The 25,514-nt window shown below is 49.2% G+C and carries 29 protein-coding genes; 25 read left to right on the forward strand and 4 right to left on the reverse strand.

Translation table 11 applies throughout. The features are described 5' to 3' along the window. Positions 1-38: 38 nt before the first annotated feature. The 3 genes from PKO01S_RS00265 to PKO01S_RS00275 are packed head-to-tail and all read right to left on the reverse strand — an operon-like array spanning position 39 to position 3,893. Positions 39-1,112 (reverse strand): aliphatic sulfonate ABC transporter substrate-binding protein, encoded by a 1,074-nt coding sequence (locus tag PKO01S_RS00265; RefSeq protein WP_127529280.1) that lies wholly within the window; start codon positions 1,110-1,112, stop codon positions 39-41. 39 nt (positions 1,113-1,151) lie between these two features. Then, positions 1,152-2,525 carry an LLM class flavin-dependent oxidoreductase gene (locus PKO01S_RS00270; RefSeq protein WP_127529281.1) on the reverse strand — a complete coding sequence of 458 codons (1,374 nt, stop codon included), beginning with the start codon at positions 2,523-2,525 and terminating at the stop codon, positions 1,152-1,154. An 18-nt stretch (positions 2,526-2,543) separates the two neighbouring features. Then, a complete protein-coding gene (locus PKO01S_RS00275) occupies positions 2,544-3,893 on the reverse strand; it encodes an LLM class flavin-dependent oxidoreductase (RefSeq protein WP_127529282.1) in 1,350 nt (449 codons plus the stop codon). Between the two features lie 453 nt (positions 3,894-4,346). Here PKO01S_RS00275 and PKO01S_RS00280 point away from each other — a divergent pair, with 453 nt between their 5' ends. From PKO01S_RS00280 to PKO01S_RS00330, 10 genes are all read left to right on the forward strand, one after another. Beyond that, entirely contained in the window at positions 4,347-5,216 is an 870-nt protein-coding gene (locus PKO01S_RS00280; RefSeq protein ID WP_127529283.1) for an ABC transporter permease, read from the forward strand. Between the two features lie 59 nt (positions 5,217-5,275). After that, positions 5,276-5,797, forward strand: coding sequence for an OsmC family protein (locus PKO01S_RS00285; RefSeq protein WP_164779396.1), 522 nt, complete (start codon positions 5,276-5,278; stop codon positions 5,795-5,797). A 249-nt stretch (positions 5,798-6,046) separates the two neighbouring features. Continuing rightward, entirely contained in the window at positions 6,047-6,505 is a 459-nt protein-coding gene (locus PKO01S_RS00290) for a phosphotransferase-like protein (protein ID WP_127529285.1), read from the forward strand. A gap of 33 nt (positions 6,506-6,538) precedes the next feature. Beyond that, positions 6,539-6,757 carry a DUF1349 domain-containing protein gene (locus tag PKO01S_RS00295; RefSeq protein ID WP_127529286.1) on the forward strand — a complete coding sequence of 73 codons (219 nt, stop codon included), beginning with the start codon at positions 6,539-6,541 and terminating at the stop codon, positions 6,755-6,757. 8 nt (positions 6,758-6,765) lie between these two features. Further along, a complete protein-coding gene (locus PKO01S_RS00300; protein WP_246070383.1) occupies positions 6,766-7,113 on the forward strand; it encodes an NUDIX hydrolase in 348 nt (115 codons plus the stop codon). Between the two features lie 185 nt (positions 7,114-7,298). Further along, complete coding sequence (locus PKO01S_RS00305; RefSeq protein ID WP_127529287.1) at positions 7,299-7,931, forward strand: GNAT family N-acetyltransferase; 633 nt, start codon at positions 7,299-7,301, stop codon at positions 7,929-7,931. 362 nt (positions 7,932-8,293) lie between these two features. Next, the gene (locus tag PKO01S_RS00315; RefSeq protein WP_127529288.1) at positions 8,294-8,650 is read left to right on the forward strand and encodes a hypothetical protein; all 357 of its coding nucleotides are present in this window, start codon (positions 8,294-8,296) and stop codon (positions 8,648-8,650) included. A 112-nt stretch (positions 8,651-8,762) separates the two neighbouring features. After that, positions 8,763-9,203 carry a GNAT family N-acetyltransferase gene (locus tag PKO01S_RS00320; RefSeq protein WP_164779397.1) on the forward strand — a complete coding sequence of 147 codons (441 nt, stop codon included), beginning with the start codon at positions 8,763-8,765 and terminating at the stop codon, positions 9,201-9,203. A 162-nt stretch (positions 9,204-9,365) separates the two neighbouring features. Continuing rightward, positions 9,366-10,352: a P-loop NTPase family protein gene (locus PKO01S_RS00325; RefSeq protein ID WP_127529290.1), complete on the forward strand. Its 987-nt coding sequence runs from the start codon at positions 9,366-9,368 to the stop codon at positions 10,350-10,352. Between the two features lie 268 nt (positions 10,353-10,620). Continuing rightward, complete coding sequence (locus PKO01S_RS00330) at positions 10,621-10,974, forward strand: PH domain-containing protein (RefSeq protein WP_127529291.1); 354 nt, start codon at positions 10,621-10,623, stop codon at positions 10,972-10,974. 35 nt (positions 10,975-11,009) lie between these two features. On the opposite strand, the gene PKO01S_RS00335 is transcribed toward PKO01S_RS00330, so the two are convergent. Further along, complete coding sequence (locus tag PKO01S_RS00335) at positions 11,010-11,726, reverse strand: class I SAM-dependent methyltransferase (protein ID WP_246070384.1); 717 nt, start codon at positions 11,724-11,726, stop codon at positions 11,010-11,012. 160 nt (positions 11,727-11,886) lie between these two features. Here PKO01S_RS00335 and PKO01S_RS00340 point away from each other — a divergent pair, with 160 nt between their 5' ends. From PKO01S_RS00340 to PKO01S_RS00410, 15 genes are all read left to right on the forward strand, one after another. Beyond that, a complete protein-coding gene (locus PKO01S_RS00340) occupies positions 11,887-12,234 on the forward strand; it encodes an LSm family protein (RefSeq protein ID WP_127529292.1) in 348 nt (115 codons plus the stop codon). Between the two features lie 42 nt (positions 12,235-12,276). Then, entirely contained in the window at positions 12,277-12,780 is a 504-nt protein-coding gene (locus PKO01S_RS00345) for a hypothetical protein (protein ID WP_127529293.1), read from the forward strand. 144 nt (positions 12,781-12,924) lie between these two features. After that, positions 12,925-13,593 (forward strand): HAD family hydrolase, encoded by a 669-nt coding sequence (locus PKO01S_RS00350; protein ID WP_246070386.1) that lies wholly within the window; start codon positions 12,925-12,927, stop codon positions 13,591-13,593. A 419-nt stretch (positions 13,594-14,012) separates the two neighbouring features. Beyond that, a complete protein-coding gene (locus PKO01S_RS00355) occupies positions 14,013-15,269 on the forward strand; it encodes an AMP-binding protein (RefSeq protein ID WP_127529294.1) in 1,257 nt (418 codons plus the stop codon). Continuing rightward, a complete protein-coding gene (locus PKO01S_RS00360) occupies positions 15,269-15,532 on the forward strand; it encodes a phosphopantetheine-binding protein (protein WP_127529295.1) in 264 nt (87 codons plus the stop codon). Before PKO01S_RS00355 ends, PKO01S_RS00360 begins: the two co-directional genes overlap by 1 nt. Positions 15,533-15,575: 43 nt before the next feature. Beyond that, positions 15,576-15,842, forward strand: a complete 267-nt coding sequence (locus PKO01S_RS00365; RefSeq protein ID WP_164779398.1) for an acyl carrier protein — start codon at positions 15,576-15,578, stop codon at positions 15,840-15,842. Position 15,843: 1 nt separating this feature from the next. Then, the gene (locus PKO01S_RS00370) at positions 15,844-16,797 is read left to right on the forward strand and encodes a DUF6005 family protein (RefSeq protein WP_127529297.1); all 954 of its coding nucleotides are present in this window, start codon (positions 15,844-15,846) and stop codon (positions 16,795-16,797) included. Continuing rightward, positions 16,754-18,127 (forward strand): glycosyltransferase family 4 protein, encoded by a 1,374-nt coding sequence (locus tag PKO01S_RS00375; protein ID WP_127529298.1) that lies wholly within the window; start codon positions 16,754-16,756, stop codon positions 18,125-18,127. The genes PKO01S_RS00370 and PKO01S_RS00375 overlap by 44 nt, the downstream gene beginning before the upstream one ends. A gap of 48 nt (positions 18,128-18,175) precedes the next feature. Further along, the gene (locus tag PKO01S_RS00380; RefSeq protein WP_164779399.1) at positions 18,176-19,720 is read left to right on the forward strand and encodes a class I adenylate-forming enzyme family protein; all 1,545 of its coding nucleotides are present in this window, start codon (positions 18,176-18,178) and stop codon (positions 19,718-19,720) included. Further along, positions 19,704-19,961 carry an acyl carrier protein gene (locus PKO01S_RS00385; protein ID WP_127529300.1) on the forward strand — a complete coding sequence of 86 codons (258 nt, stop codon included), beginning with the start codon at positions 19,704-19,706 and terminating at the stop codon, positions 19,959-19,961. The genes PKO01S_RS00380 and PKO01S_RS00385 overlap by 17 nt, the downstream gene beginning before the upstream one ends. Further along, positions 19,958-21,097 carry a phenylacetate--CoA ligase family protein gene (locus PKO01S_RS00390; RefSeq protein ID WP_127529301.1) on the forward strand — a complete coding sequence of 380 codons (1,140 nt, stop codon included), beginning with the start codon at positions 19,958-19,960 and terminating at the stop codon, positions 21,095-21,097. Before PKO01S_RS00385 ends, PKO01S_RS00390 begins: the two co-directional genes overlap by 4 nt. A gap of 2 nt (positions 21,098-21,099) precedes the next feature. Then, positions 21,100-22,089, forward strand: a complete 990-nt coding sequence (locus PKO01S_RS00395; protein ID WP_127529302.1) for a hypothetical protein — start codon at positions 21,100-21,102, stop codon at positions 22,087-22,089. Then, the gene (locus tag PKO01S_RS00400) at positions 22,079-22,945 is read left to right on the forward strand and encodes a sugar phosphate isomerase/epimerase family protein (protein ID WP_127529303.1); all 867 of its coding nucleotides are present in this window, start codon (positions 22,079-22,081) and stop codon (positions 22,943-22,945) included. The genes PKO01S_RS00395 and PKO01S_RS00400 overlap by 11 nt, the downstream gene beginning before the upstream one ends. Beyond that, entirely contained in the window at positions 22,945-24,231 is a 1,287-nt protein-coding gene (locus tag PKO01S_RS00405; RefSeq protein ID WP_127529304.1) for an ATP-grasp domain-containing protein, read from the forward strand. The genes PKO01S_RS00400 and PKO01S_RS00405 overlap by 1 nt, the downstream gene beginning before the upstream one ends. Next, a complete protein-coding gene (locus PKO01S_RS00410) occupies positions 24,228-25,499 on the forward strand; it encodes a type III PLP-dependent enzyme domain-containing protein (protein WP_164779400.1) in 1,272 nt (423 codons plus the stop codon). Before PKO01S_RS00405 ends, PKO01S_RS00410 begins: the two co-directional genes overlap by 4 nt. Positions 25,500-25,514 lie beyond the last annotated feature (15 nt).

The following is a 25,514-nucleotide window of genomic DNA, read 5'->3' on the forward strand; positions in this document are numbered from 1 at the left end:
GTCCGTTGTCTTTTGTTTTTCTTCATGATTAGGTGCTGCTACTTGCCTTCCTTCAATTCCGCAAGCGCCTGCTCTACGTACTTGCTGTCGAGCACCTTCGACGTATCGAGCTGTTTGTTGATCGCGCCTACTTTAAAGAGGAAGTCGGCTTGCTCCTGATGCGCCTTCGCAAATTCTGGCGTAATCGGGGACAATAGCGGTTCGGTGCGATGCATGACTTCAGCCAGTACTTCTTTCTCCAGCTTAGCCGCATCTGCCAGATCACCAGCTACTTCATCGATATGGGTACTGTAATAAAGCCGTACTTCCTCATAGGCTTTCAAGAACGCAACGGCAGCATCCGGATGCTGATCAAGGAACTTTGTACGGGCGATCAGGAAGCCGGGAGCATTGATGTTCAGATCTTCACCGGATACGAGAACTGTAGCTCCGGTTTGATGTTCGGCAACCGTCGCATATGGCTCCCAGATCGACCATGCGTCGATCGCACCCGAATCGAGAGCCGGTCTCGCTTCGTCGGGCTGGAGTTGAATAACTTTCACATCGTCGCCTGTTAGTCCCGCTTTATCGATCGCCATATAGAGGAAGTTGTAGGCGCTGCTTCCTTTGGCAACACCGACTTTCTTGCCTTTCAGATCCTTGAGCTCCTTGATCGGCGAATCCTTCGGTACGATGATCATATTTCCTTTACGGCCATCGCTAGTTACCGCAACGGCCTTGAACCCGACGTCGCCGACTTGACCGGAAATAACCGGGGTGCCGCCTACAGAACCAAAGTCGATGCGGCCAGCCGCGATCGCTTCGAAATGAGGCGGTCCGCTTGCGAATTCGTTCCACGTCACTTTAATATTGTCTTTCGCGAGCGCCTTCTCGAACAGCCCTTTCGAACGAGCGTATGGTAAAATGCCGGTTTTTCCTTGGACGCCGATGTTGATGGTGACTTCTTCTTTCGGCTTCGACGATTCTTCTGTAGCAGACGACGACGAGGAAGCCGGCTTCGTACTTTCGGACGTTCCTTTGTCCTCGGATTTGCCGCATGCGGCAATAACGAACGTCAATACGGATATAAGAAGAAGCGCAACAATTCGATTACGATACAATTTGGTTTTCATAGTTAATCCCCCAATGTTTATTAATAAGAATGACAGTGTTTAGCTGGATGTAACTTGCTCTTCGGCTGCTGCGCGAGAAGCGGAGCGAGGATGGATCGGCACTTCGAGACCGAGATTATCGCGCAGCGTATGCCCCTCGTATTCGGTGCGGAACAAGCCGCGCCGCTGAAGGATCGGAATGACGTGCTCGACAAATTGCTCGAGACCGCTCGGCAGGATCGGCGGCATAATATTGAAGCCGTCGCAGCCGTAATTCAGGAACCATTCTTCTAGATGATCCGCGATTTGCTCAGGCGTTCCGGCAAATGTGTGATGACCGCGAGCGCCTGTAACTCTTGCGATGAGCTGACGAATCGTCAGTTTCTCCCGTCTTGCCATGTCGACAAGAAGCTGATAGCGGCTTTTGCCGCCGTTGATATCGACCGCATCCGGAAGATCAGGTACGAGTTCGTCTAAGGAATATTGGCTCAAATCGACGCGGAGCGTTCTCGAAACCATGCTCAGCCCAACCTCTGGAAGTACCAAATCCTGCAAATATTGCTCGGCTTCCCGCGCTTCCTGCTCGGTTGAACCGATAATGGGCAGGATGCCTGGCATAACGAGCAGCGAGTGGGGGGAGCGTCCATATTTCGGCATGCGTCCCTTCAAGCTGCGGTAGAACTGCTGCGCTTCCTCCAGCGTCTGCCAAGCGGTGAACACGACCTCGGCTGTGCGGGCGGCGAACTCTTGTCCGGTATCCGATGAGCCTGCCTGTACGATGACCGGTCTGCCTTGCGGCGTATGAGGGACGCTGAGCGGTCCCCGCACCGAGAAGTGCTCGCCTTGATGGCGGATCGGATGTACCTTGCTTGAATCCGCGAAGATGCCCGAGCTTTTGTCGATGATTAGCGCATCCGGCTCCCAGCTATCCCACAGCGACGTAACGACACTGACAAATTCATCCGCCCGTTCATAACGCAGCTTATGTGCGAGGTGATGGTCTTTGCCGAAGTTGAGGCTTGCTGCCTCCATACCTGTCGTGACGACGTTCCAAGCGGCGCGGCCCTTGCTCAGGTGATCGAGAGACGCGAACTTGCGAGCAACATGGAAGGGCTCATTGTAGGTGGTCGAGGCGGTACCGACAAGTCCGATCCGTTCAGTTACGGAAGCAATCGCCGACAATAGGGTAAGAGGCTCTGCACGCACAGGAACCGTATGCCGCACGGCCGTGTCATGCGGCTCATTCAGCGAAGGGATATCTTCGATGAACACCATATCGAACTTGCCCCGTTCGGCAGTCCGTGCGAAATGTTTATAAAAGTCGAACGTAAGCAAGCCGCCGGTATTCGTATTCGGATGCCGCCACGCCGCAATATGATGACCGACGCCGAAGACGAACGCGCCGAGCCGAATCTGTCGTTGAGATGCTGACATGTATACCACTCCTTCTAATTAAATGGACGCAGATACGCTGTATCTGCTGATTGGCCGGGCGAGGCCGAGATGATCGCGAAGCGTGCTGCCCGTATATTCCGTTCGGTACAATCCGCGCCGCTGCAGAATAGGCACGACGTGTTCGACGAATAATTCGAGACCTCCCGGCAAGAAAGGCGCCATAATGTTGAAGCCGTCTGCCGCGCCATTCGTGAACCATTCTTCGAGCTGATCCGCTATCTGCTCTGGCGTTCCGGCATAGGTACGGTGTCCGCGAGCTCCCGTCACTCGATACATTAATTGGCGGATCGTAAGCCCTTCGCGACGAGCCATATCGGCTACAAGCTGGAATCTGCTTTTGTTCCCATTGATCTGTGTTAATTCGGGAAGCTCTGGCAGCGGTCCATCGAGCGGATAGCCTGACAAGTCGACGTTCAGCGACCCTGCCAGCATCGCTAAGCCGATTTCCGGAAGGACGAGCTCTTGAATTTCGGCTTCCTTGCGCTTCGCTTCTTCTTCCGTAGAGCCGATGATCGGCAGAATGCCAGGCATAATCTTGAGCGAGTCTTCGGATCTGCCGAAGTCGGCCAGCTGCGATTTTACGCTGCGATAAAATTGCTGCGCTTCTTCAAGCGTCTGCCATGCGGTAAAAATAACTTCGGCCGTTTCCGCGGCAAGCCGCTTGCCGGTTTCCGAGGAGCCGGCTTGGATGATGACTGGACGGCCTTGCGGAGAACGCGGCAAATTAAGCGGGCCCTTCACAGCGAAAAACTCACCTTTGTGATGAATTTCATGCACTTTGTCGGAGTCTGCGAATAAACCGGCTTCGCGGTCACCTATAATCGCGTCATCTTCCCAGCTGTCCCACAGCTTGGAGGCGGCTTCGACGAATTCACGTGCACGCTCGTACCGGTTGTTATGTTCCGGGTGATCGTCTTTGCTGAAATTGGCGGCTTCCTCGTTGCGGCTGGACGTGACAACATTCCAGGCGGCGCGGCCGCCGCTCAAATGATCAAGCGTGGCAAATTCTCTCGCGAGGTTGTATGGATCATGGTAAGTCGTCGAGACCGTTGCCGTCAGGCCGATATGGCTTGTAACGCCGGATAAGTAGGAGAGGAGCGTGATCGGCTCCGGCCGTATGGCTACGTTATGTTTGAGCTGTGTGCCATTTCGGTCGAAGACGGCCAACGTATCGGCGAGAAACAGCATATCGAATTTGCCTCGCTCCGCGATCTGCGCGCATTGTAGGTACAGCTCCGCATCCATGATGCGTTCCGGTTCTGTTTCCGGCAGCCGCCATGCCGCGACATGGTGACCGACGTTGAACAGGAAAGCGCCGAGATGCATTTGATTCGTCTCTTTACTCATGCATTGGTTCCCCCTAATCATATTGTGGATGAATCGAAAGCGGAGTCGGATACAGAAAGATCCCATGATCTTCGGACTAACTCCGAGATCAAGGGGCCTTTGGTGGTCCAATCGGCTTGCTTGATTGGAAATTACTGTACCATTTTAAATCCGATAAATCAAGTAGGAATACTTCTTGACATGACGGAAAAGGGAATGATAGGATGCAAATAAGAGTAAAAAACAGGTTAAACTGATCCGTCGGACCGATCGTAAGCTTACCGCTAAGGTGCTCGCAGAAGATATCGGCGGCGATTGCCAGCGACAACTAAAAAACATCGTCTACTGGATCACCAGAGACTTCTTTAAGCCGACAGTACGAAGTACGAATTGGCGGGGGGAAGTCTCTTTTCTATTGAAGAGAGATCTATTGAAGAGAGAATCAAGGCATTTAACTTGAAGGAGGGGCATCAAATGAACACAACCAAAACCATTGCCCGGCCGATTGCGGCACAGGAAGAAGCACAAGCGGCTATACCGGCAGCGCGACAACCGGCATACAAGCCTCGCAAAAAAACACAAAGCAAGTGGAGCAACTGGCTCATCGGACTCATTCTGCCTGTCGTCGTACTGATCGGTTGGCAAGTCGCCGGGAATATGGATCTGATCTCGAAGAACCTGTTGCCGACACCGTATGCCATCGGATCGTCGTTCGTCGATTTGGCGAAGTCCGGGGATTTGTTCAAGCATTTAAAAATCAGCGTACAGCGGGCTGCCATCGGTTTCCTGCTCGGAGGAGGGCTTGGCTTACTGTTCGGGATGGCATCCGGTCTTCTTCGCCGCGTCGAGCAAACGGTCGATCCATCGATCCAGATGCTGCGCATGATCCCGCATCTCGCCATCACGCCGTTGTTCATTCTCTGGTTCGGTTTTGGCGAGCTCTCGAAAATACTTCTTATCGCAAAAGGCGCCTTTTTCCCGCTGTACGTCAATACGTTTCTCGGTATCCGGAACTCGGACGCGAAGCTGTTCGACGTCGCACGGGTCCTGGAGTTCAGCAGATGGAAGCAAATCACCCGTCTGGTCATTCCATCGGCGCTGCCGAACGTCCTGCTCGGCTTGCGCTTGTCGCTGGGTGTTGCTTGGCTGGGCCTCGTTGTCGCTGAACTGATGGGTTCGAGCGAAGGGGTCGGCTATCTGATTATGGATGCACGGCAATTCAATCAGACTTCCGTCGTCTTTGTCGGTATTATCATCTTCGCCGCAGTCGGAACGGCTACCGATTCATTAGTGAAATTTTTGGAGAAAAAGCTTCTGCGTTGGCGGGACAGCTATAAGGGTTGATTACAGCAGGAGGGACGTATCGGCATTGCATTTACCAAAACCTTGAGGAGGGCAACAAAGTGAAGAGCAAACTTACGGTTTTATCGGATTCCAAGCAATTGGCTGTCGCAAGAACGCACAGTGTAGTACTGGATCGCGGAGTTGAACAAGGCGGGGAAGATGCCGGGTTCAGGGCAGGGGAGTTGTGGCTCATCGCACTGTCCGGGTGCGTCGGCGGTTCGCTTAACCACCGGGCGCGCGGATATGGTTATCCTCAAGCGGTGACTCAAGTTATCGCTGAAGACACTGTTAATAGCAAAGGGAAAGTCGTTAGCGTTGTATTTACATTAACCTTCTCCGCCGAAGTGGACTGCGAGACGCGCGTGAAGCTGCTTCAAGAAACCAGGGAGCATTGTAAACTGCTGAATACGGTTGGTCCTCACATCGACTTGAAGCTTCAGCAGCACAGTGAAGACGCGCTTCCTGTATCTCAAGATGCGGGCGGCTCTGCCCTTACCGAAATTGCTGCGGCAGCGGCCGGCGACGGAGAACAAGAGAAGCAACAAGCGTGCCAGCTGGAAGACGGAAGCTGCTGCATTTAATAAACGAGTCCAGTGACGAAGAAACGAATAACAACTATCGAGTGACAAGAACAACTGCTGAATGAAGATGAAGTCCGCGGAAAACGCGGGCTTTTTCATTTATTGTAGAAGGACAAGAACATATCCATGTAACAATATATAATCCAGTAACACCTTTTATGAACGAGCAGGATTGCTTAATCATGACACGAATACGATAGATATGGCAGAATATTACTATGCTCGCTAACGTTATCTGAACGATACTCGATGATTATTATTTTGAACACCAAATGTGCAAGTGTCGATGGAGAAGATATCCAAGTTTCGAACGATATCATTATCGATCCATTGGTTACTATATTTTATTCCACTATTAAATATATGTCTGCAATGGGGATGAATCTAGTTGTAGATACAGTCAATGATACTGACGAGAGGTTTAATGCGTTTCTGGATTTATTAAACGGCCATCCTGTACTCTTGGTAGGAGTAACTTGCTCGAAAGAGGAACTTATTCGAAGAGAGCAACTAAGGGGAGACAGAGAGAGCGGATTAGCCGTCTCACAGTATGATAAGGTTTATTCCCTTAAGGAGTATGACATCGAAGTCAATACTGAAACCATGCGACCACACGAATGCGCCAACAGGATACTAGATTTTATTAGATCCAATCGGGAATACTCTGCTTTTAGGAAGTTAGATAAAAGAAGCGTTGGTGTTTCCTAGAATCGAATCACCATATATACGGAGGCTATGTGTATGACAGAGCAAAAAAGAAATCGAATGAAATGGGAAGAGGGAGTATGGCTTAATCCCCCGCTATCTGTCCGGCAAGAGGGCCAATGGTTGAAGGTTGTGCCTGAGAAAGGGAGAGACTTCTGGAAAAAGACACTTTATGATTTTGAATATGAAGATGGCCCGGCTTTACTTGCTCATTGGGATCGTCATACAGCGGTTGAGGTATCTTTCCATCTCTAATTGATGGCGTGCTTCGTGAAATTAAAGAAGAAAGTGGAATCGACGCGACCGTTAGTCATTTAGTTAATGTAATATCCAATACAGCGGTCCATAAGTGGTATGACGGTGTGACGGATGTTCCTACGAAGGTCATGTTTGATTTCGTGTGCAGAGTTGTTGGCGGAGAACTAACTACTTCTGATGAAACGAGCGATTGTAAATGGGTGCCAAAGGAAAATGTTCTAGATTTCATTACTTTACCTGCAATTCGTTTGCGTTATGAAGCTTATTTGAACTTCAACGGTTCTGTCAATTATATGGATTACGTTACTACGACAACGCAAGAATGCAAGCTTAATTTTCAAAGAGCTTTGTAGTTATTATGGATAGTTCTATATGCTCCTAACGGAGAACATTAGCTCCACCACAAAAGAAGTCAACCGGCCGATCGGCTGCCTTCGCTCAACTAACGGGCAGTATAGTGCGGTGGCGGCAATGCAGGTATTGGGGACATACAAAGAAATGAATAGTTAACTACCATTATTCGGAAGGAGCGTAGGTAATGAGTTTCGTTCAATTAGAAGGTGAAAGAATATCATTAATCCCACTTGAGTTGGGACACGCAGATTCCTTATTTCATTGTTCACAATCTCCTCAAATATGGGAAAATCTCCCGTGCAAAATCCAAAGTTTAAATGAAATGCAGAACTTCATACGCACCGCAATTTTAGGAAGGGAAAACGGAGAAGAATTCCCTTTTGTTGTTTATGATAAAACACTTAATAGAACGGTTGGCATGACCCGATATTTAAGGATTTCGTCTGCGCACAAGAACTTGAACATCGGATGGACATGGTATTCTCCTGAAGTGTGGAGAACAGCCGTAAACACCGAGTGTAAGTATTTGTTACTAAAATATGCATTTGAAGAATGGAAAGCGGTACGTGTTGAAATCATTACGACAACAACTCATAGCCGTTCGCAAAAAGCTATTGAACGATTAGGAGCGAAGAAGGAAGGAGTACTAAGAAAAAAATATTATGGATTAGACTATGTGATGTATAGTGTCATTGATGAGGATTGGTTTGATGTTAAGAATCGGCTTGAATCATTCTTAAATCGTCCAATCGATCGCTTAGATATCGCGGTGGAACTTAAGGATACATTTATTCACCAACCTAAAGGAGATGAATGAGATTAAGAATAGATTCGAATTTACTGCGGTTGTTATAATAAATAATGGCGAGTTAACAGACGATTTTACCATCGAAATCGCACAAATTGCTGACCGTTTAGCCGAACGGCTAGAGATCGCGAAGAAAGCGCTGCAGACCATTGTGGAAAGTACTGAACATGGTAAGGAGACAGCCAAGACTATAGCCTCAGAAGCTCTGGAAGCAATTATTAAGCCCTGAAATAACCTATACACCATGCAAGTCTTCAAGTAACCTGAGTTAGGGAAATGATGGTAGATCTGGTGAAATCAATGGATTAATGACACTTCCAATATGTGGTATATTATGATATATAAAAATACTGTTCCTTAGGAGGAATAAGGTGAAATATTGGGGATATTTTAGCGTCCTTTCATCTCTAGGAACGATAGTGCTATGGCTTATTCTAAACTTCAATAACCCCTATAATTCTGCTTCACCAAGTAATGATGTTCTGATAAGAACGGGAGCATTTCTTTTAACTCCAGCATTTGTTGCAGTAATAGGCACGTTTGTTAAGAAACGTTTCATCCTGCTCATCGCATTTTTTTGGTCATTACCTTTAAGCCTCTACCTAGCTATGACGCCTAGTATTTTTAAGTTATTTTTAGTTACTTCATTTTGTTATCTTTTGGCGGGTATTCTGATGAGAAAGAGCCACGAGACGCTGACTACATCCGACAACAGCCGATTACACTAACGGGTGACTATAGCTCAATGTGACATGACGGCACCCGGCAGTACGATCGGGTGCCGTTGTTCGTTGAAGTAACGGACAAGTAACGTCAAAATTCATTTTAGGAAGTGATTACGTGGCAGTAACATTAGAAAGTATAGATGAAAATGAATTAAGTATATTAAATAATCTTGTTGAATTGGCTGCGTATGATTTGTCTGAATTGAGTGGAAGCGATATTAATGAGAACGGTTTGTATGTTGTTAATTTTGATTCTAGAAATTGGTTCGAAGATGCTAACTTCCACCTTTATTTTATTAGATTTAAAGGAATACTAGTGGGCTTCGTTGTAATCAGAAAGTTGATTGAAGAAAACGTTATATTCTTGAATCATTTTTTTATACTTAGGAAGTATAGAAGACAGAATATTGGTAGAGAAGCGGCAAAAAAAGCATTTAATTTGTTTACAGGTAAATGGAGAGTAAGTCAGTTTGATTGGAATATTCCGGCCCAGATTTTTTGGAGAAAAACCATCAAAGAATACTTAAATGATAATCCCACTGAAATAAGAAGGTAAGATAATAAAGGACCTGCACAAGAATTTACAACGGCAGGCAGTTTCACTTAATAGAGATCCATTATTTTCTTGACCAATAAGCTGACCGTGTTATCCTTAAGAAAAGGAATCTTAGCACTCTTAGATGCAGAGTGCTAATGAGATGTCGAGAGAAGGTCGCCGATGGTAAACACCAAATTAATAATGGTAGAGGGTATTCCTGGTTCAGGAAAGTCAACGACTGCACAGTTCATTTCTCAAGTTTTGAACTCAAGAGGGTATCACCATAAATGGTGGTATGAGGAAGAGAAAGGACATCCCGTTTACATTTACGATGATTATAACTCAATGCAACAAGTGGTTGATGAATTAACGAGTGGTAACTATCGCGATATCATGAAAAAGGCATTAATAAAGTGGAAAGAATTTGTGAGTTCAATTCAATCCTCTTCTGAAATCATTATTGTTGACAGTTGTTTACTTGGTTACTTGACTTGGAGTTTATTCCCCTTTGATGTACCGGAACAAGACATTCTTAGGTATGTAATGGATGTTGAACAAATTATCACGCCATTAAATCCACAACTCATATATTTTTATCAGGAAGACGTTGGCGCTGCACTTAAGAAGATATGCGTACGAAGAGGTGGTAATACTGAGGAGAATTTTATTCGTGCGTCCACTCAATCTATTTATGGTCAAAGACTTGGGTTAAATGGATTTGAAGGCATGGTTTCGTATTGGGAAGAATATCGCAGAATTACCGATGAGATATTCCGTAACCTCCATTGTTCTAGAATCTCCATCGAAAATTCTGAAGGAAATTGGTCATTGTATGGAGAAAAGGTGCTGGACTTCCTGGATATACAGCAAGAACATGATGGGAAGAAAGGTGAACAAAACTATAAACATCTAGTCGGAACATACATTGCACATCAAGAGGGGCTCTCAGACTGCTCCATACAAATTGAATCCGAATATTTAATTATTGATGGGCTGCCTCAAGTATGGACAAGATCAAAACTAAATCCAATATCATACAACTTGTTTCACGTTCAATCGTTGCCCATTGAAGTGAGATTTATTGAAGATAAGGATTTAACGATGAGAGTAACTGGACCTACGTTATTGGACGGGAATGTTGACTATAGTTTTACAAAATACCGATAATTAGGATAATGTTTATTGCTATCTGGCAGCAAAAAATAACAGCTGTAGTTATAAACAGCGAGTTTAATGTCGGGTAACAAGAATATCGTATCATTAAGAAGCCGCATTTAATGCGGCTTATTTGTTTTTTATGATGGAGCCATTTCGTTATTTACTTCTTATCAACGACGTATGTTACCTTGGATTAATCGAGTATTAACTGCTGAAACCAGACATACAGTTTGATTAACAGTAAGGAGAGAAGAGACCATGGAGGTAAGGTGATCATATGGAAGAGAGAATTTTATGGTCAGGCAAGCCATTCAATTACGGCCTCCCGTCATTTACTAAGTACACCGTTTCTAACACTAGAATTATTATGGAGTCTGGGGTTTTGACCCGCAAGAGAAAGGAAATTAGATTGTACAGAATTCGTGATGGTTCTACTAAACGAAATTTGTGGGAGCGTATTTGGGGCATTGGCGATATTACGGTCATTTCTACTGATGCCGATTTGCCAGTGTTCGTGCTCCGTAATATTCGAAATGCTGTCGCAGTAGCAGACATCCTGCTTAATGCAGCGGATGAATCAAGAAAAACGAATCGTGCTTTTGAAATGACTGAAGTTCATACGGATCAATAAGCAAAAAGAGAAGAGTAGATACACAGCATCTTCATTCACTCTTTCCACGCCGTAATAACAATACTGCCCATCACTTTTGAGAAGCTGCTCATCAGGCGTTCATTTTTCATCATCATGCCAACGGCATCTGGTTTCGTGAATAGCTCGTGATCGATTACCCGAAGAGGGTCATTATCGTTGGCCGGTTGTTTTATTAGCGTAAAAGGTGAGGCCGAGTAATGATGAAACTTTGATTTGCTTATCAGCTTCAGCCACTCTGAAGCGGTTAGCATATGCTGCAGTCCGTAAAACGACTGGAGCTTTTTCTTTTGCACCGGGGATAATTTAATAGCAAAGGCCAGTTCGCGATCGTAGAGGACGCCTTTTGGTTTCAGCACTCGCCAGTATTCGCGTATCGCGGTGCTTCCTTGGGTAAATGCCGTAACCGACTCCGTAAACACGGCATCAAACGTCTCATCCGCAAAGGGCATGGAGGCGGCATCCGCCTGGACGATGCGGACGGGAAGTCCGCTTGTCTTCGCACGGTGAGTCGCTTTTTGAATCATATCCTTGTTCCGTTCTATTGCTGTCACGTTACAGCCTAAACTGGCTAAATAACACGCAGTCCGGCCTGTTCCGCATCCAACCTCCAGTACTTCTGAACCGCGCGGAAAGCCGATTTGTCCAATTAAATCCTTAGTCGCTTGGAAACCGCCTGGATGCGCGCTTCCTTCGCCGAGCCGGGCCAATAATGTATGATAATCCATCGCCATTGCACCTCTTCCTCTTCCGATATCTTATGCATAACTTCAGCCATGACTACACCTTTCATCGCTCTCGATTTTTTCTATATAGAAGACAATCGTACAGTCCTTATAGCAGATTTTCTCATAATCTAGAATATCCAAGCTGCAGGTTGGGAGGAATGAAGTTATGCAGGAAGTGTTTCCAATTTCCCATCATACGGTCTATCCGTACATCGGACGGAGGGTGAGCGGGGTTACGTATGACGGAAGGCATTTTATCGGAACGATAAAGGGTGTAGGAGATGGCAGGTTAATGCTGGAGGATTGTACTTTTGACAGCATGCCTATCACTATATCTTCTGCTCAGAACGGCAAAGATTCTAAAAAACAAATACGCTCTATGCATCAAGCTAGACTGTCCAGTTATTATGACGGTTACGGTGGCGGTTATGGCGGTTGGGGTGGAGGCTGTGGCTTCTTTTTTCCATTTGCCATTCTTGCTTCGCTATTCATTTTGCCTTTCTTCTGTATTTAATTGTGATTGACACGACTTCTAATTGAGAAGAGAGGTAACACGATGGCATCCAGGAAAGCTCCTAACAAAAGAAAACCTGAGGGTAGAATGGTTGCGGTCAAAAAAGCTTACCGTTGCATCGGGCAGCCCGTATGCGTGCTGTTAAATGACGGTAACTGTTATGTTGGAACGGTTCAAGCCATTCATAACCATCAGCTCATCCTTTCCGAAACCAGAAGTTGTGGGAGAGTAAACCTTACTAATCGTTCGAAGACACCGGAAGTCCAAGTATCGGGACTGCTGAGTTCCTTGATCGGGGGAATCGGTGCGCTCAATTCTTTTGGTCCCATGGCAGCAGGTTTATTTAAGCCGATGTTATCCGGGCCGTCAGGTTTTACTGGAGCGGGAGTTCAACAACAAGGAGATTCGGAAGGTCCTTCAGGTCCTGCAGGCGGAGGTCAGCAGAGCGGTCCTTTCGGATCTTTTAAACAGATGTTACCGACTTTTCAATTCGGACTTAATATGGTGAAGTCGATTATGCCATTAATGGGCATGTTCAAAATTTAATGTATTATTACGTTCAGCCTGCTGGGAATCCCCGGCGGGCTGTTTTTGTGAAAAAGTGGAAATTGATATGAAGTCTAGTGATATAATTAGGTGAATAGGTATTTCGATATTTGATATGGCAACTAGCCAAGAGGACTGATTATCATGGGCGATGCAAAGGAGAACGAAACAATGAAAAAGTACATACTCTTCGATCATGATGGTGTTCTGGTTGATACTGAATTCTGGTATTACAAAGCGGGAGAACGCGCTCTGGCTGACATTGGATTTACTTTGGATAAAGATCAGTACCTCCGCGACATGACCCGGTCAATGGGCACCTGGTCCCAAGCAAGGGCGGCAGGTATAGATGAACTGACCCTCAGCAAGCAGCGAGAAGTTCGCAACGTCTATTATCAGGAATATCTAAGAACAGAAGCTATAGAGATTGAAGGCGTAGTCGAAACCCTAGCCGAACTGTCAAAGTATGCCCGCATGGCCATCGTGACGACTGCAAAACGTGCGGATTTTGAAATCATCCATGAAAATCGTAATATTATACAATTCATGGACTTTGTTCTTGTCCGGGAAGACTACGAGCACTCCAAGCCGCACCCGGAACCATACTTGAATGGCCTAAATCGCTTTGGAGCTGCCAAAGAAGAGACGCTGGTTGTAGAGGATTCAAACAGAGGGTTGAACTCAGCCGTGGCAGCAGGTATCGATTGTGCTATTGTCCATAACGATTTCACAAAAACACATGACTTCTCACAGGCAAGATATCGAATCAAGACTCTGATTGAACTAAAGGACATTATCCGGAATGTAACCTGACAGCGGATACGGTTAATGGAGAGGACTTGGCCCCGCTGGGAAACGGAGGAGAAATATTCGCTACAAAAGTTCAAAATTTATTGTTATATTCCGTTCAGCCTGCTGGGAAACCCCAGTGGGCTATTTTTGTGCAGATCGCGTATCAAATCGGCAGATAAGATGGTATTTTCCGTTGCAAGAGAGCCCAATGAAGAATATATCTTACATTTCCGATTAGTGAATTAGCGAGTTTATATTTACTGACACAGAAGGAAAATGATCGTTATATAGCGAAAAAAAAGCAAATGACAACGATGTAATTCGTGTCTTGAAATCCAGAGGGCCGTTTTTTATGAGAAAGTAAGATGTTTTTTCGGAATCGGTAAGCCTTTGAATAACGGTCATCGGAACACTAAAAACACTACAGGAAAGGAGACCCCATGTTCATTGTTAATAAAGAACATTATGACCGGCAGGAGCTGGAACGCCGAATAAACGCGATATACGCATTAAGGGGTTCCTCCGTCTGGAAGGAACGGCGGATTGCTGTATGCATGAAGGAACCGTTGAATATTCTGGCCGCCACGGAGCTGATTATTAGGAATGATGGTTCGGTGCTTCTAATTAACGGCGATACTCCGATTGAAACGGCGATTCGTCAGGCCGAAGACGCAGGCTGCATGGGGATGCTGACCGACGCAGGAGGCGGCGCCGTCTTTCACCCTCTACACTCAAGCCCGGACCGAATAAACGGGGAGCCGTCCCTGCTTCAATTCAGCTCCGGCACGACCGGCGCACCTAAGCTAGTTGAACGGTCTTGGTCTCATGTTCAAATGGAAATCGAAGCCTACAACAAGATGCTGCCCTGCAGCGGGGAGGACAGACCGATCATTCTGGTGCCCGTATCCCATTCCTTCGGATTAATCGCAGGCACGCTTTCCGCTCTACAGCGCGGGGTAGAGCCGGTTATCGTGACGGACAAGAACCCGAAGTTCGTTCTTCATCTTATGCAGCATCATGATCGCCATGTGGTGTATGCGGTGCCCTTCCTCTATCAAATTCTGCTCAGCTTGATGAGAGAGAAAGTGCTTCTTAGAAAGATGGTCACTTCCGGTTCCCCAATGTCTTCAGGACTGCTGGACAGGCTCGTCGATTCAGGGGTGGAGGTGATCCAGCAATACGGGTGCTCTGAAGCGGGCTGCATCTCGATTGGCGACCGTCCCTCCGGTCCTACGGATACCGGGTTGCTTCTGGAGCATATGGCAATTGAACGAGCCGGTACTCGGGATCAGCCGGATGAAATCATCATCGCCACAGGCGGAGCCCGGATTCATACCGGGGATATGGGATATTGGTCCGACGGCAGGCTTCATGTTCAGTGCAGGATGGACGATCTCATTAATGTATCAGGACTGAAGGTTGCTCCCTCCGAGGTGGAGGATGTCATCCGGCGGTTGGATGGCGTTCAGGAAGCTGTCGTGCACAAGGCTCCGCATCCCGTCTGGGGGGAAGCGGTCAAAGCCCGAATCGTTCGGAAGGGCGATAACTTGTCTCAGGAGGAGGTGAAGAGGTGGTGCACGCGGTTTCTGCCTGCATATAAAGTTCCGGGCTTTATTGCTTTTACGGAGGACATTCCGAAGACGAGTACAGGGAAGGTTATGCGAAAACAATTGGTAGAAGAGGAGTATGGTAACTGATGAATAAGGAACAAACGGTATCTCAACTGAGGCAGATCATGAGTGAACAATTGGAGCTTTCTCTCCCGGACATCATTAAAGTGGAAGATCGGCTGTACGAAGACTTAAACGTTGATTCGATCATGGTCCTCCAATTGGTGGTATACATCGAAGAGGTGTTCAACGTAACCGTGCCCGAAGAGGAGATGGATCCTGCCGTCTTCCTAACGGTCGGTTCTATAGTCGATTTCATCCACGCCCTGCAGGGGGAGCACATCGTCTAAGCAAGACAAATCATGAGATCGTAGAAAGGATATGGTGGTTAACGTGAATGAACTGGATATCGTACAATTCGTGATTGAGCGGGTGGCTGATTTGACCTCTAGACCGGAGCTGGCGGAGGAATTGAATGGGGACTCTTCGCTGGAGGACGCAGGCGTGGATTCGGTACTGCTGGTCAACCTGATGATACAAATTGAACAGCAATACGACATTTTCTTCGAGGACGACGAGCTTCTGCAGGAAAACTTCGCCACCGCGCGCGTGATTTCACAACGCATTTTGGCCAAAAGGGCCGCTATAACCGAGGTTTAACGTGAAACAAGCCCATTGCTTTCTTAACGGACTCGGTTATGGCCTGGAGCAAGCCGGATGGGATGAACGTCCGCTCTATATCGGTGCTTGGGACGCGCCATTCAGCGTAACGGAGGAAGGCAAGCTGTCCTATTACTCAGCAGACATCATGCCGTCCGAATATTTGAGGCTGTTCACCCGCCTGTACGGGGAAGGGGCCGTGGAGTGGTATGACTACAGGAACGGGAAGCTCGACAATTTGAAGATGTTTCTGGAGGTCCTGCGGCGTAATCAGGATCTACCTGTTCTGGTACAGCTCGACCTGTTTCATATGCCTTATCAAAAAAGAACATTTCAAACCATGCATCAGCCCCATTTTGTCATCGTACACGGAATCCGGGGCGATCAATTCGTGGTATATGATCGCTATTTCGGATGGGAAGGGTTAGTGGCCATGAGCCAGGTGCAAGATGCCTTTCTTAGCAATGAGTTGGGCGGGGGCTTGCTGCTTCATCCCGAGTGGCTCCATGCGCCGGATAGTAGTGAGGTAGCGAAAATCTTCGAGGAAACGATAGAGACCGATCCGGGTGAACGATCGCTAACCGGAATGGTGAGGCGGAGGGTTATGCAGACGGTGGAGTCGCCCGATATTTATCCGCCCGGGTCCTTGAAGGATGCATTTGCCCAATTGGGCATTCTATCCAAACGCAAATACAGTTACGGGCTGCTTTATCAATATTTCTCGGAAGCGCTTACTCAAAGTGCCGAGCTGTACCTGGAGCGGTTGGAAGGATTCATCAGAATGTGGGGTGCACTCGCGTTCCTGGCGATCCGTACGTCCATGCCGGGTCGTAACGGGGAAATCGGACTGCTAGTGGATAAGGTGGAGCAGCTGCACAGGACGGAGCAGCAGCTGAAGGAGGAACTGATCGATGTCTATCGTCGATGGAAACCCCGATTTGCCAACGGAGCGTAAACCTAGGGTGGGCTGCTTCAATGGCCATTCCCCTCGGTTGAACGAACGGGTGATTGATGATCAATGGACGGGGTATCTGGCCGAATATACGGAGCTGGTCCGCATTCCGCCGGTACGCTTGGCCAAGATCTTCGGAGGTTCGCTTCGCCAGTTCTCCAAGCAGCCGATGTCTTCGCTTCCGCAAGCATCGGAGCGGCTGGCCCGATTATGTGAGGAATACGGAATCGATACGCTTTATGTGAACGCTCCATATTTCATGCCTTACTTGATGCTGGTTCGAAGCTACGCCAAGCTCCCGCTTCGGTTCATGGTTATTGCCCATTCCGTCGCTTCCGCCCGTTGGCTAACAACTTGGCTGTCCTGTGCACCTTGGATCACAGAACAGGATGTGCTGCTTGTCAGTACAGAGTCATGCAGACAGGCACTGGTTAATGTCTCACCCCGGTATGCTTATGCCCATAAGATCCCGCTTTGCATCGACACCATGCAGGCTGCGGAACCGGTTCGACCGCTTGCCGGTAACCGTCTGCTATCCATCGGGCGACTGGAAGAGGTAAAGAACATTCATGTGCTCATAGAGGCTATGGCGGTCTTAAAGCAGCGTGTTCCGGACGCTGTATTGACTATTGCTGGAGAATATACGGGGACTCTGCTGGAAGCGGAGCGATATAAAGAACGGCTTGAAGCCATCGTGGCAGAATATAGACTGGAGCAAGCCGTTGAGTTTACGGGTCCCGTCCATGGGAGCGAGAAAGACCGCCTGTTTCGGGAATCCAAGCTTCTGGTCAACCTCTCCACGGATCCGGGAGAGACGTTCGGCTTCAACCTCTTGGAAGCGAAAGCGTACGGTCTTCCTGTGGTCTGCACCAATTGGGACGGCTTTCGAGAGCTGCTTGTCGACGGTGAGGATGGTTCCTTCGTCCAAGTGGATTGGTTCAATGAACATCCGAAGATTGATCTGGACGGGCTGGTTCACAGCTGCACCGAGATTTTGCTTGATGAGAAGCTTCACGGCAATCTCTCGCAAGGGGCACGGCGCAACGCTATCAATTACGACTATCGAACCATCATGCCGCAGATCAGGATGCTCCTGAATGCTCCCCTCGGACAGATAGGGGGTAAGGCGGAGGAGACCTCCTTGCTGGAATCTCCTATGAGAACTCTGAACGAAATTTATCATTGCAGCTTATTGGAAGCGACAGGTTGTTTGAATGAATCGCCTCTGTCGGTCCTAGATTGGCAGGCGCCCGCTTGCATGGAGGAATGGATGCGCAGGGTGAAGCCGCTTATTCATCATTTTGCTGGGAGGAATAATCGTGCACACGTTTAAACGGTTCCGATGTCATACTCCCTATGTAAAGATCGAGGTGGTTTCAGCATGAATGACATTAGCACCCTCCGGGAATTGTTCCATCGTGCACGGAGGCACGACCGTGGAATTACTTACGCCGCGCGAAACGGTGAATCCGATTGGATAAGCTATGCGGAATGGGGCACCCGCATGGACCTTCTCGCTGAACGGCTCAAGCAGGAGCGGCTGCGTCCGAAATTCATTGGGGCCGTCTGGATGGCCCCGACACCGGAATGTCTGGCTGTCATCGGAGCCGTCCTATTGGCGGGAGGCATACCGCTCCCCATCCACAGCTACATGCCAGGCCCAGACGTGCTTCGACTCATCCGTAAATTTGAACCCGAAGCGGTGTTCGTATCGGAGGACAAGCTTCCAACCCTCGAGGAATGGAACATGCAGGGGGAAGAGCTGCCATTTTACTTATATGCGGGTATGGCAAGCGGACCGATTAGAGGAATCGGAACCGCTCCACGACCGGTACGTCGGTATACACCGCCAGAGGCCACTCGCATGATATTCCTCTCCTCGGGTTCGACGGGAGAGCCGAAGGGCATCATGCTGAGCGACCGCAACATGCTGTCCAATGTGAACGGGATCTTGCACTACACGTCTCTGTGCGACGAGGACACTGTTCTGCTCTCGAAGTCACTGGGATATTGCTCGACCATTGTAGGGGAATGGTTTGCAGCCATGGCTTGCGGAGCCAATCTTATTCTGAGCGGCGGCTTCGTGCATCCCTTCGAGATGATCCGGTGTGTCCGTTCGAACAAGGTAACCTTCTTATGCACCGTACCGTCTGCGATCCTGCCTTTAATCCATTCTGCCAAATGGGTGGCGGAGGATCTGTTGCCGCTCCGGCACTTGCTCATTGTCGGCGGCCCGATGCCTGCCGGCATGCTGCTTCGTCTGGCTGACCGTCTGCCTCACGTGCGGCTGATGCCCTCCTATGGATTGACCGAGGCATCCCCGCGTGTCTCGTATTTGCCTTACGCTCAGTTGAGGACGAAACCGCAATCCGCCGGGATACCCCTAAACGGCGTCGAACTGGCCATCGTCCAGGACGGAAGGGAGGTTGCAACCGGGGAGAGTGGAGAGGTGGTCGTTCGGGGACCCAATGTGATGATCGGCTATTATGACGATCCGGATCGCACAAGCGAGGTACTAGGGCCTCTCGGCCTACATACCCGGGATACCGGGTACCTGGACGAGGACGGATATTTGCACTTGACCGGGCGAACCGATAATGCTCTCCTTGTCGGAGGGCACACGGTACATCCGGAAGCGGTCGAAAGCGTCATATTAAGCTTGCCTGGGGTGGTGGATGTTGCTGTATCAGCCGTAGAAGACCTTCAATGGGGACATCGTCTGATTGCCGTGGTGGTATCCGAAACTTCCACAGAGCCTGTCAGCGACTCAGAACTGCATGCTTGGTGCGTGAAACGGCTATCCTCGGCCTTGCGTCCCAGAGAATTCCGATTCGTTACGGCTTTGCCCCGAACAGCTAGCGGAAAGCTGGATCGCAAAGCCTTGAAATCCATGGTGAAGGAGGAAGATCATGTCCATCGAGCGTGAAGAGATGTTCTTAAAGGTGAGAGAAACGATAGCTGCTGTGGCCAAGAGGCCAGTAAGCGAGGTCGAGCTGTACAGTGCTCTGGTAGATGATCTGGGAATCGATTCCATTCAAATGCTGGAGCTGCTGTCTGACCTGGAGGATGCATTCGGTTTTGAGCTGGATGTGGACGACATCCTGCCGGAATCGTTCCGAAGCGTTCAGGCCGTATTGAACTTTGTCGAACACAAGGCGGCTTCATGAGAGTCGCCTCGGGCCATTTACAAGAGCTGGCCGACGAATTGTGCCGCACGTACCCATTTTATAACCCTTATAAGGACTTTGATTTCCATCAACTTCCGATTACAGACAAACACTTGATCACAGCCAACCGCGCTCTCTTCGAGCATCCCGGCGCGGGACGGGTGCTCGAATCGTTCACATCGGGAAGCACCGGGGTGCCATTCCGCTGCGTCAAAACCCCGGAGGAGAAATGGAAACTCTCGCTGACCCTTTATAAGCATAGAAAAAAGTGGGGGCTGCCGTCCAAGCATCGGATGCTGCTGTTGAGCAACCGTTTGCTGGCGGATCCAAAGTCCCTTAGGCATTATGCGGAACTGATGATCAGGGAGAATCCTCATTTTATCCAAGGGAGGGCTTCCGCTCTCTACGCTTTAGCCGAATATATGCGTGACGAAGGATGTTCGCTACCCTCTTCCCTCCTGTTTACCCAGAACTGGGGCGAGACGCTGCACGGCCCCCAGAAAGAACGGATCGAGGACGTGTTCCGCGTACCGTGCGTAGACTATTACGGTTTGGAAGAGCTCTGGTGTATCGCGTTCGCCAACAGCAGCGGCCAGCTGGAAATCGATGAGTCCGCTGTATATGTGGAGATCATCGATTCGGCCTCCGGGCTCCATGCAGGGGAGGGGGAGTTCGGTGAAGTGCTGGTCACCTCGCTGATCATAAAGAGTCTGCCTTATGTCCGTTACCGTACCGGGGATATCGGAAGTATTCGCAGGGATCACGAATCCGGCCGTCTCCTTCTTCATCTGCTTCCCGTTCGAACTTCCCAGATCCGGTTGCCTGAAGCGCAGGTACATTCCGCCGTCTTCCGGTATTTGGATAAGTTTTTTTGGGAGCTTGCTGAAGCCAAGGGAGTTCGCCAATTTCAGATCGTGCAGAATACTTACACATCCTTTTCCGCCCGGCTGGCGACTGAAGCCTCACCGAACGAGTTCGAGGACGTGCGGTCCAAGCTGTCCGCGTTTCTTCACCAAGCGGCAGGCAAGCCGGTGGAATTGTCAATAGAAACCGTAGCCCGAATCGAAGCCGATCCCGTCAGCGGCAAAATACCGTCCTTTGTTTGCCGTATTTCCCCAAATGAAGAAGGAGAATGAGCATGACTCAAACGGGCATACCGAATGCCAAGCCGGAAATGATGAAGCTGGCAGCGATGGAATGTGCAGCTTCCTGCATCATGACCCACTTATACCGGTCAGGGGCCGATCCTGGTCTGTTCCTGCTGGATTATTGGAATGTCAATTATGTTTCGCGTATTATTACGGCGAGCCAGCATGTACGGTTGAACAAGAGCCTTCCCTTCTTGTACGGCATTCATTTGGTTTACAAGGGTACTGGACCTGATCTGCTAAAGCATTCTGTTCAGTCAGGGAATCGTGCGGTTGTGAAATGCCGCCCGGCTGACCTGGATTTTTTCCCTCCCAATATGCTGAGCATGGCGGAGAGCGGATTCGATCACTATATTCTCGCAGATAGCTTCGATGAAGCGCGTAACGCTTTCAGAGTTTTCGATCCGATTGTCGATTTCGACGGATTCATAACCGAAGAAGAGCTTTTACGGGCATCGGCGGAACCCGAAGAGGAGGAAATCTTGTACTACGAGCTTCAGCCGGATCAAGACCAGAAGCTGTTCGAGTCTCCCGACAAGCGTGATATTTTCGCATATGCATCCAAGCGAAACTATGAGATGTATGTCCGTTCTCAATACAGTTCGGGTACCGCCGCACTAGACAGCTTTGCCCATGATTTGCAGGGATCTCTTGCATTAAGCCCGGAACAGACCTCGAACTGGTTGAGTCAGAACTCGATCGCTATTGCTTCCATAACCAAGCTTCGATCTTCCATATGGAATAGCTTCGTCCAGCTGGGCGTGATGGACAAGGGGCAGGTGCTGGAAGGGACGAACCGAATCAGCGGGATCTTGAAGCAATGGACGACACTGAATTTCTTGCTCGTGAAGTACCGCAAGAACATTGGAACCGAATCGCTGCTAAGCTCGGCTCTTGCCAGGCTGCGGGAAGTTCAGGATGCGGAGCTTCAATTTCTGGTCTGGATGAATGGAATTGGCGGTGATCTGATTGAGGTATAATCTATGCACGATCTCATTCAGGCACGAGTTGGTATCGTTTCAGGAACTGCTCCATTTTGCACTTGATACGGGCTTCAACGGTGTAGAACTGTGGGGCGTGCATGCCAAGGGTTTGCTTCGTCAACGAGGAAAGGAATTGGGAGGCATGTTGGACGAAATGTCTAGCTGCGGGCTCGAAATCAACATGCTGAGCGATTACATCCCTCTCATGGGGGATCTCCCCATGGAGGTTCTGCTTAAGGAATGGCAGGAAACCGTTCAGGCTGCCAAAGCGTTTCATACGAATAAGCTGAGGATTTTCGCCGGAAACCTGAGCAGTGAATGTCTTGATGAGGAGGAATGGAGTCGTTATACCGGACGTCTGAACACCCTATGCGCCTTAGCAGAGAGGGAAGAGGTCTATACGGTGGTTGAGACTCATCCGGGAACCGCTGCCGACGGCTTAGATTCCACCCTTCGGCTGTTGAGACAAACCGACCATCCTGCTTTGAAGCTGAATTTGGACTTTCTTCACATTTGGGAATCGGGTGCTGATCCCCTTGTTGCCTACGAACGCTTGAAGCCATGGATCGTAAATTTCCATCTGAAGAATGTGGAATCCTTGCAATGGCGCGAAGTATTCTCACCTGACAATATTTATTCTCCGAGCGGCAGCCGCAGAGGGATCGTACGCTTGGCCGATGGAGAAATGGACTGCCAAGCCATTATGAAACGCCTTATCTTGGACCATCTCGAAGCCTCGGCGTCTCTGGAATGGTTCGGGGCCATGCCATTTGAAATCTTAAAGTCGGAGCTTGGCTGGCTTAAAGGGCTGGAGGCCGAGCTCAAGCTGGAGAAAGCGGAGGCGACGGGCTAATGAATAGCGCACCTTATATGGAGCATCTGACAGGTATGAGTGCACCGAAGCTCTGGTACTCCAATATTAATTGGGAGCAAGGTAAAGCCGCTCAAGATATTCGCTTACCCCAAATTAGCAATGCGTCCCGAGACCGGCTCGTTTCGCAAATGGATTTATATCAAATTTATTTGGCTGACCGGAATGATCTGGTTCTACTGAAAGAGGCTCCGGATCCTGAATTCCTATCTTATTTGGAAGAAGAGAAGATAACCATACCCAGGGTCGCTATCGGCGCACCGTCTGAATATACGGAGGAGTTTCGCAACCGGATTGCAGTTCCGTATTTGATGGACGAGGGGGAGGAGCAGTTTCTCAAGGAAAACGGAGGAAGGTGGATCGGCCCGCCGGCTCGATTGTCCGTGGAGCTGAACAGCAAGATCGCAACGCGTAAATTATGTGAAGAAATCGGACTTCCAGTCAGTGACGGTACGATTTGTGAGGGACTTGACGCGGTCCGCCATGCCTGCGCAGAACTAGAGGGACGGCATCCCGGAGCACGGCTGGTTGTTAAAACGGCTTACGGTTCTTCCGGCAAAGCGCTGTTCCATATCCATCGAGGCTCGGATTTGGAGATGCTGCTCGGATATTTCCAGAGGCAGATCTCTCGGGGAGCTTCGCAACCGGTCGTAACGGTGGAACGCTGGCATCAAGTCGAGCGCCATCTGACGGCGCAGCTTTGGCTGGGGGGAACGAATTGCGAGATTCTGGCTATGACCGAACAGAGGATTACGGATGCAGGAGTATACAGGGGGAGCCGTCTGAACCCGGAATTGCCCGAACCCTTGATTGCGGCTTATTCCGAACGGTTGCAGCAGTTGGGTAAATCTTTGCATACCCGAGGCTACCGGGGGTTCATCGGGGTAGACTCCATACTGGATGAAGACGGAACCTTAATACCGGTTATCGAGATCAACGCCCGTCTAACCATGGTCACATATTTGCTAAAGATTCGTAAGCACCTGCTCGAACGCGGATTTGCTAGATTGGAGACTCAATCCTATGATTTCAAGCTTCAACCTGGAGCCAGATTCACAGAATTTGCTGAAAAGGTGAAATCGATCAGAATCTCTGCCGAACAAGGCGGGGCATTCCTATATGGCTTCCACCATGATGGGGAATCGGCGGACCGCCCCCGATCTTGCAGGGTCTCGACTCTGAGCTGGGGCGTGGACGATGAAGCGGAGAAGCGTGCCCGTCGAGGACTGGAGGAAGCGATCATGGAATGGAGAGGAGCTGTCGTATGACTATGGTTTCACAACGCCCGTCTCATCGGCAGGAAGCGGGCCAGCCCTTTTGGCTGGAATCAACCGAGCAGTTTGGATCACCTGTTTATGTGTATGACGAAAAGAAGCTGGCCTCCGATTATTTTTCACTGCGAGACTCCTTACCAAGGGACGTAACGTTATATTATTCCATGAAAGTCAACCCCAATCCGGAGGTATGTCGTCTCATACACGGCTGGGGTTCTCCGATCGAAGTCGCATCGGTTGGGGAATATGAGATCGCCCGCTCTATCGGGGTAAATCCGTACAGCATCGTGTTTACCGGGCCTGGCAAAAGCGCGGACGAGATTCATCATGTGCTCCGCCATGGGATCTACGCGATTAATGTGGAGTCCATCCCAGAGCTATTCGTCATTCACGATCAAGCTCTTGCGCTTGGCATGACTGCTCCTATAACATTAAGGGTCAATTTGTCTATCGGTGCCAAAGGCTCGCGTATGTCATCGGTCGGACTTGCCTCCCAGTTCGGCATCGACGACAGTGAAATGAATGAGGCGGTGCAAACCGCCATTAACCTTGAAGGGCTCCAACTGATCGGATTGCATACGTACCAAGGCACGCAAAATTTTCATCTCGACTTTTATCGGGAGAGCGTTCCCATGATGTTCGATCTCACACGGCAGGTGCGGGACCAATTCGGTCTGCAGCTTCGGTGCTTAGGATTGGGCGGCGGTTTCGGCGTCCCTATGTTCGAAGGCGATGAACCGTTTCCTGTCGATGCTTTCGGGGCGTATCTGGCCGAGGAGCTGGAGCGTAACCGGGATCTGGGATTGGAAATGGTTTTCGTAGAATCAGGGCGGCGGATTGCCGCAACGATGGGGATTTATGCGGTTAAAGTGCTGTACACAAAGGTCTCCAAAGGCAAAGCTTTCGCCATCGTCGATGGGGGAACCCACCATCGAGCTTTCTCCAGCATGATGGGTCGGAGCTTCAAGCAGCCACTGCCTCTTCAACTATGGAAAGCAGGGGAGCGCAAGCTGTACGAATCCGGCGAAGGAGAAGGTCGGATATCCTACCAGGTTTGCGGTAAACTATGCACCCCCGCAGATGTGCTGCAAGGCAGCGTCAAGCTTCCCGCCTTAGAGCCGGGTGATTGGATTGCGTTTCCCCATATGGGGGCATACGGATTGACCTGCGGCAATGTTCATTTTCTGTCTCATGCGCTTCCGAAGGAAGTTATTGTGCGTCGCGACGGTATGTTGAATGACGTGAGCTGGCTGTCAACCTAATAAGTGAGTTCAACA

The sequence above is a fragment of the Paenibacillus kobensis NBRC 15729 genome, from assembly GCF_004000825.1.
Taxonomy (GTDB): domain Bacteria; phylum Bacillota; class Bacilli; order Paenibacillales; family Paenibacillaceae; genus Paenibacillus_T; species Paenibacillus_T kobensis.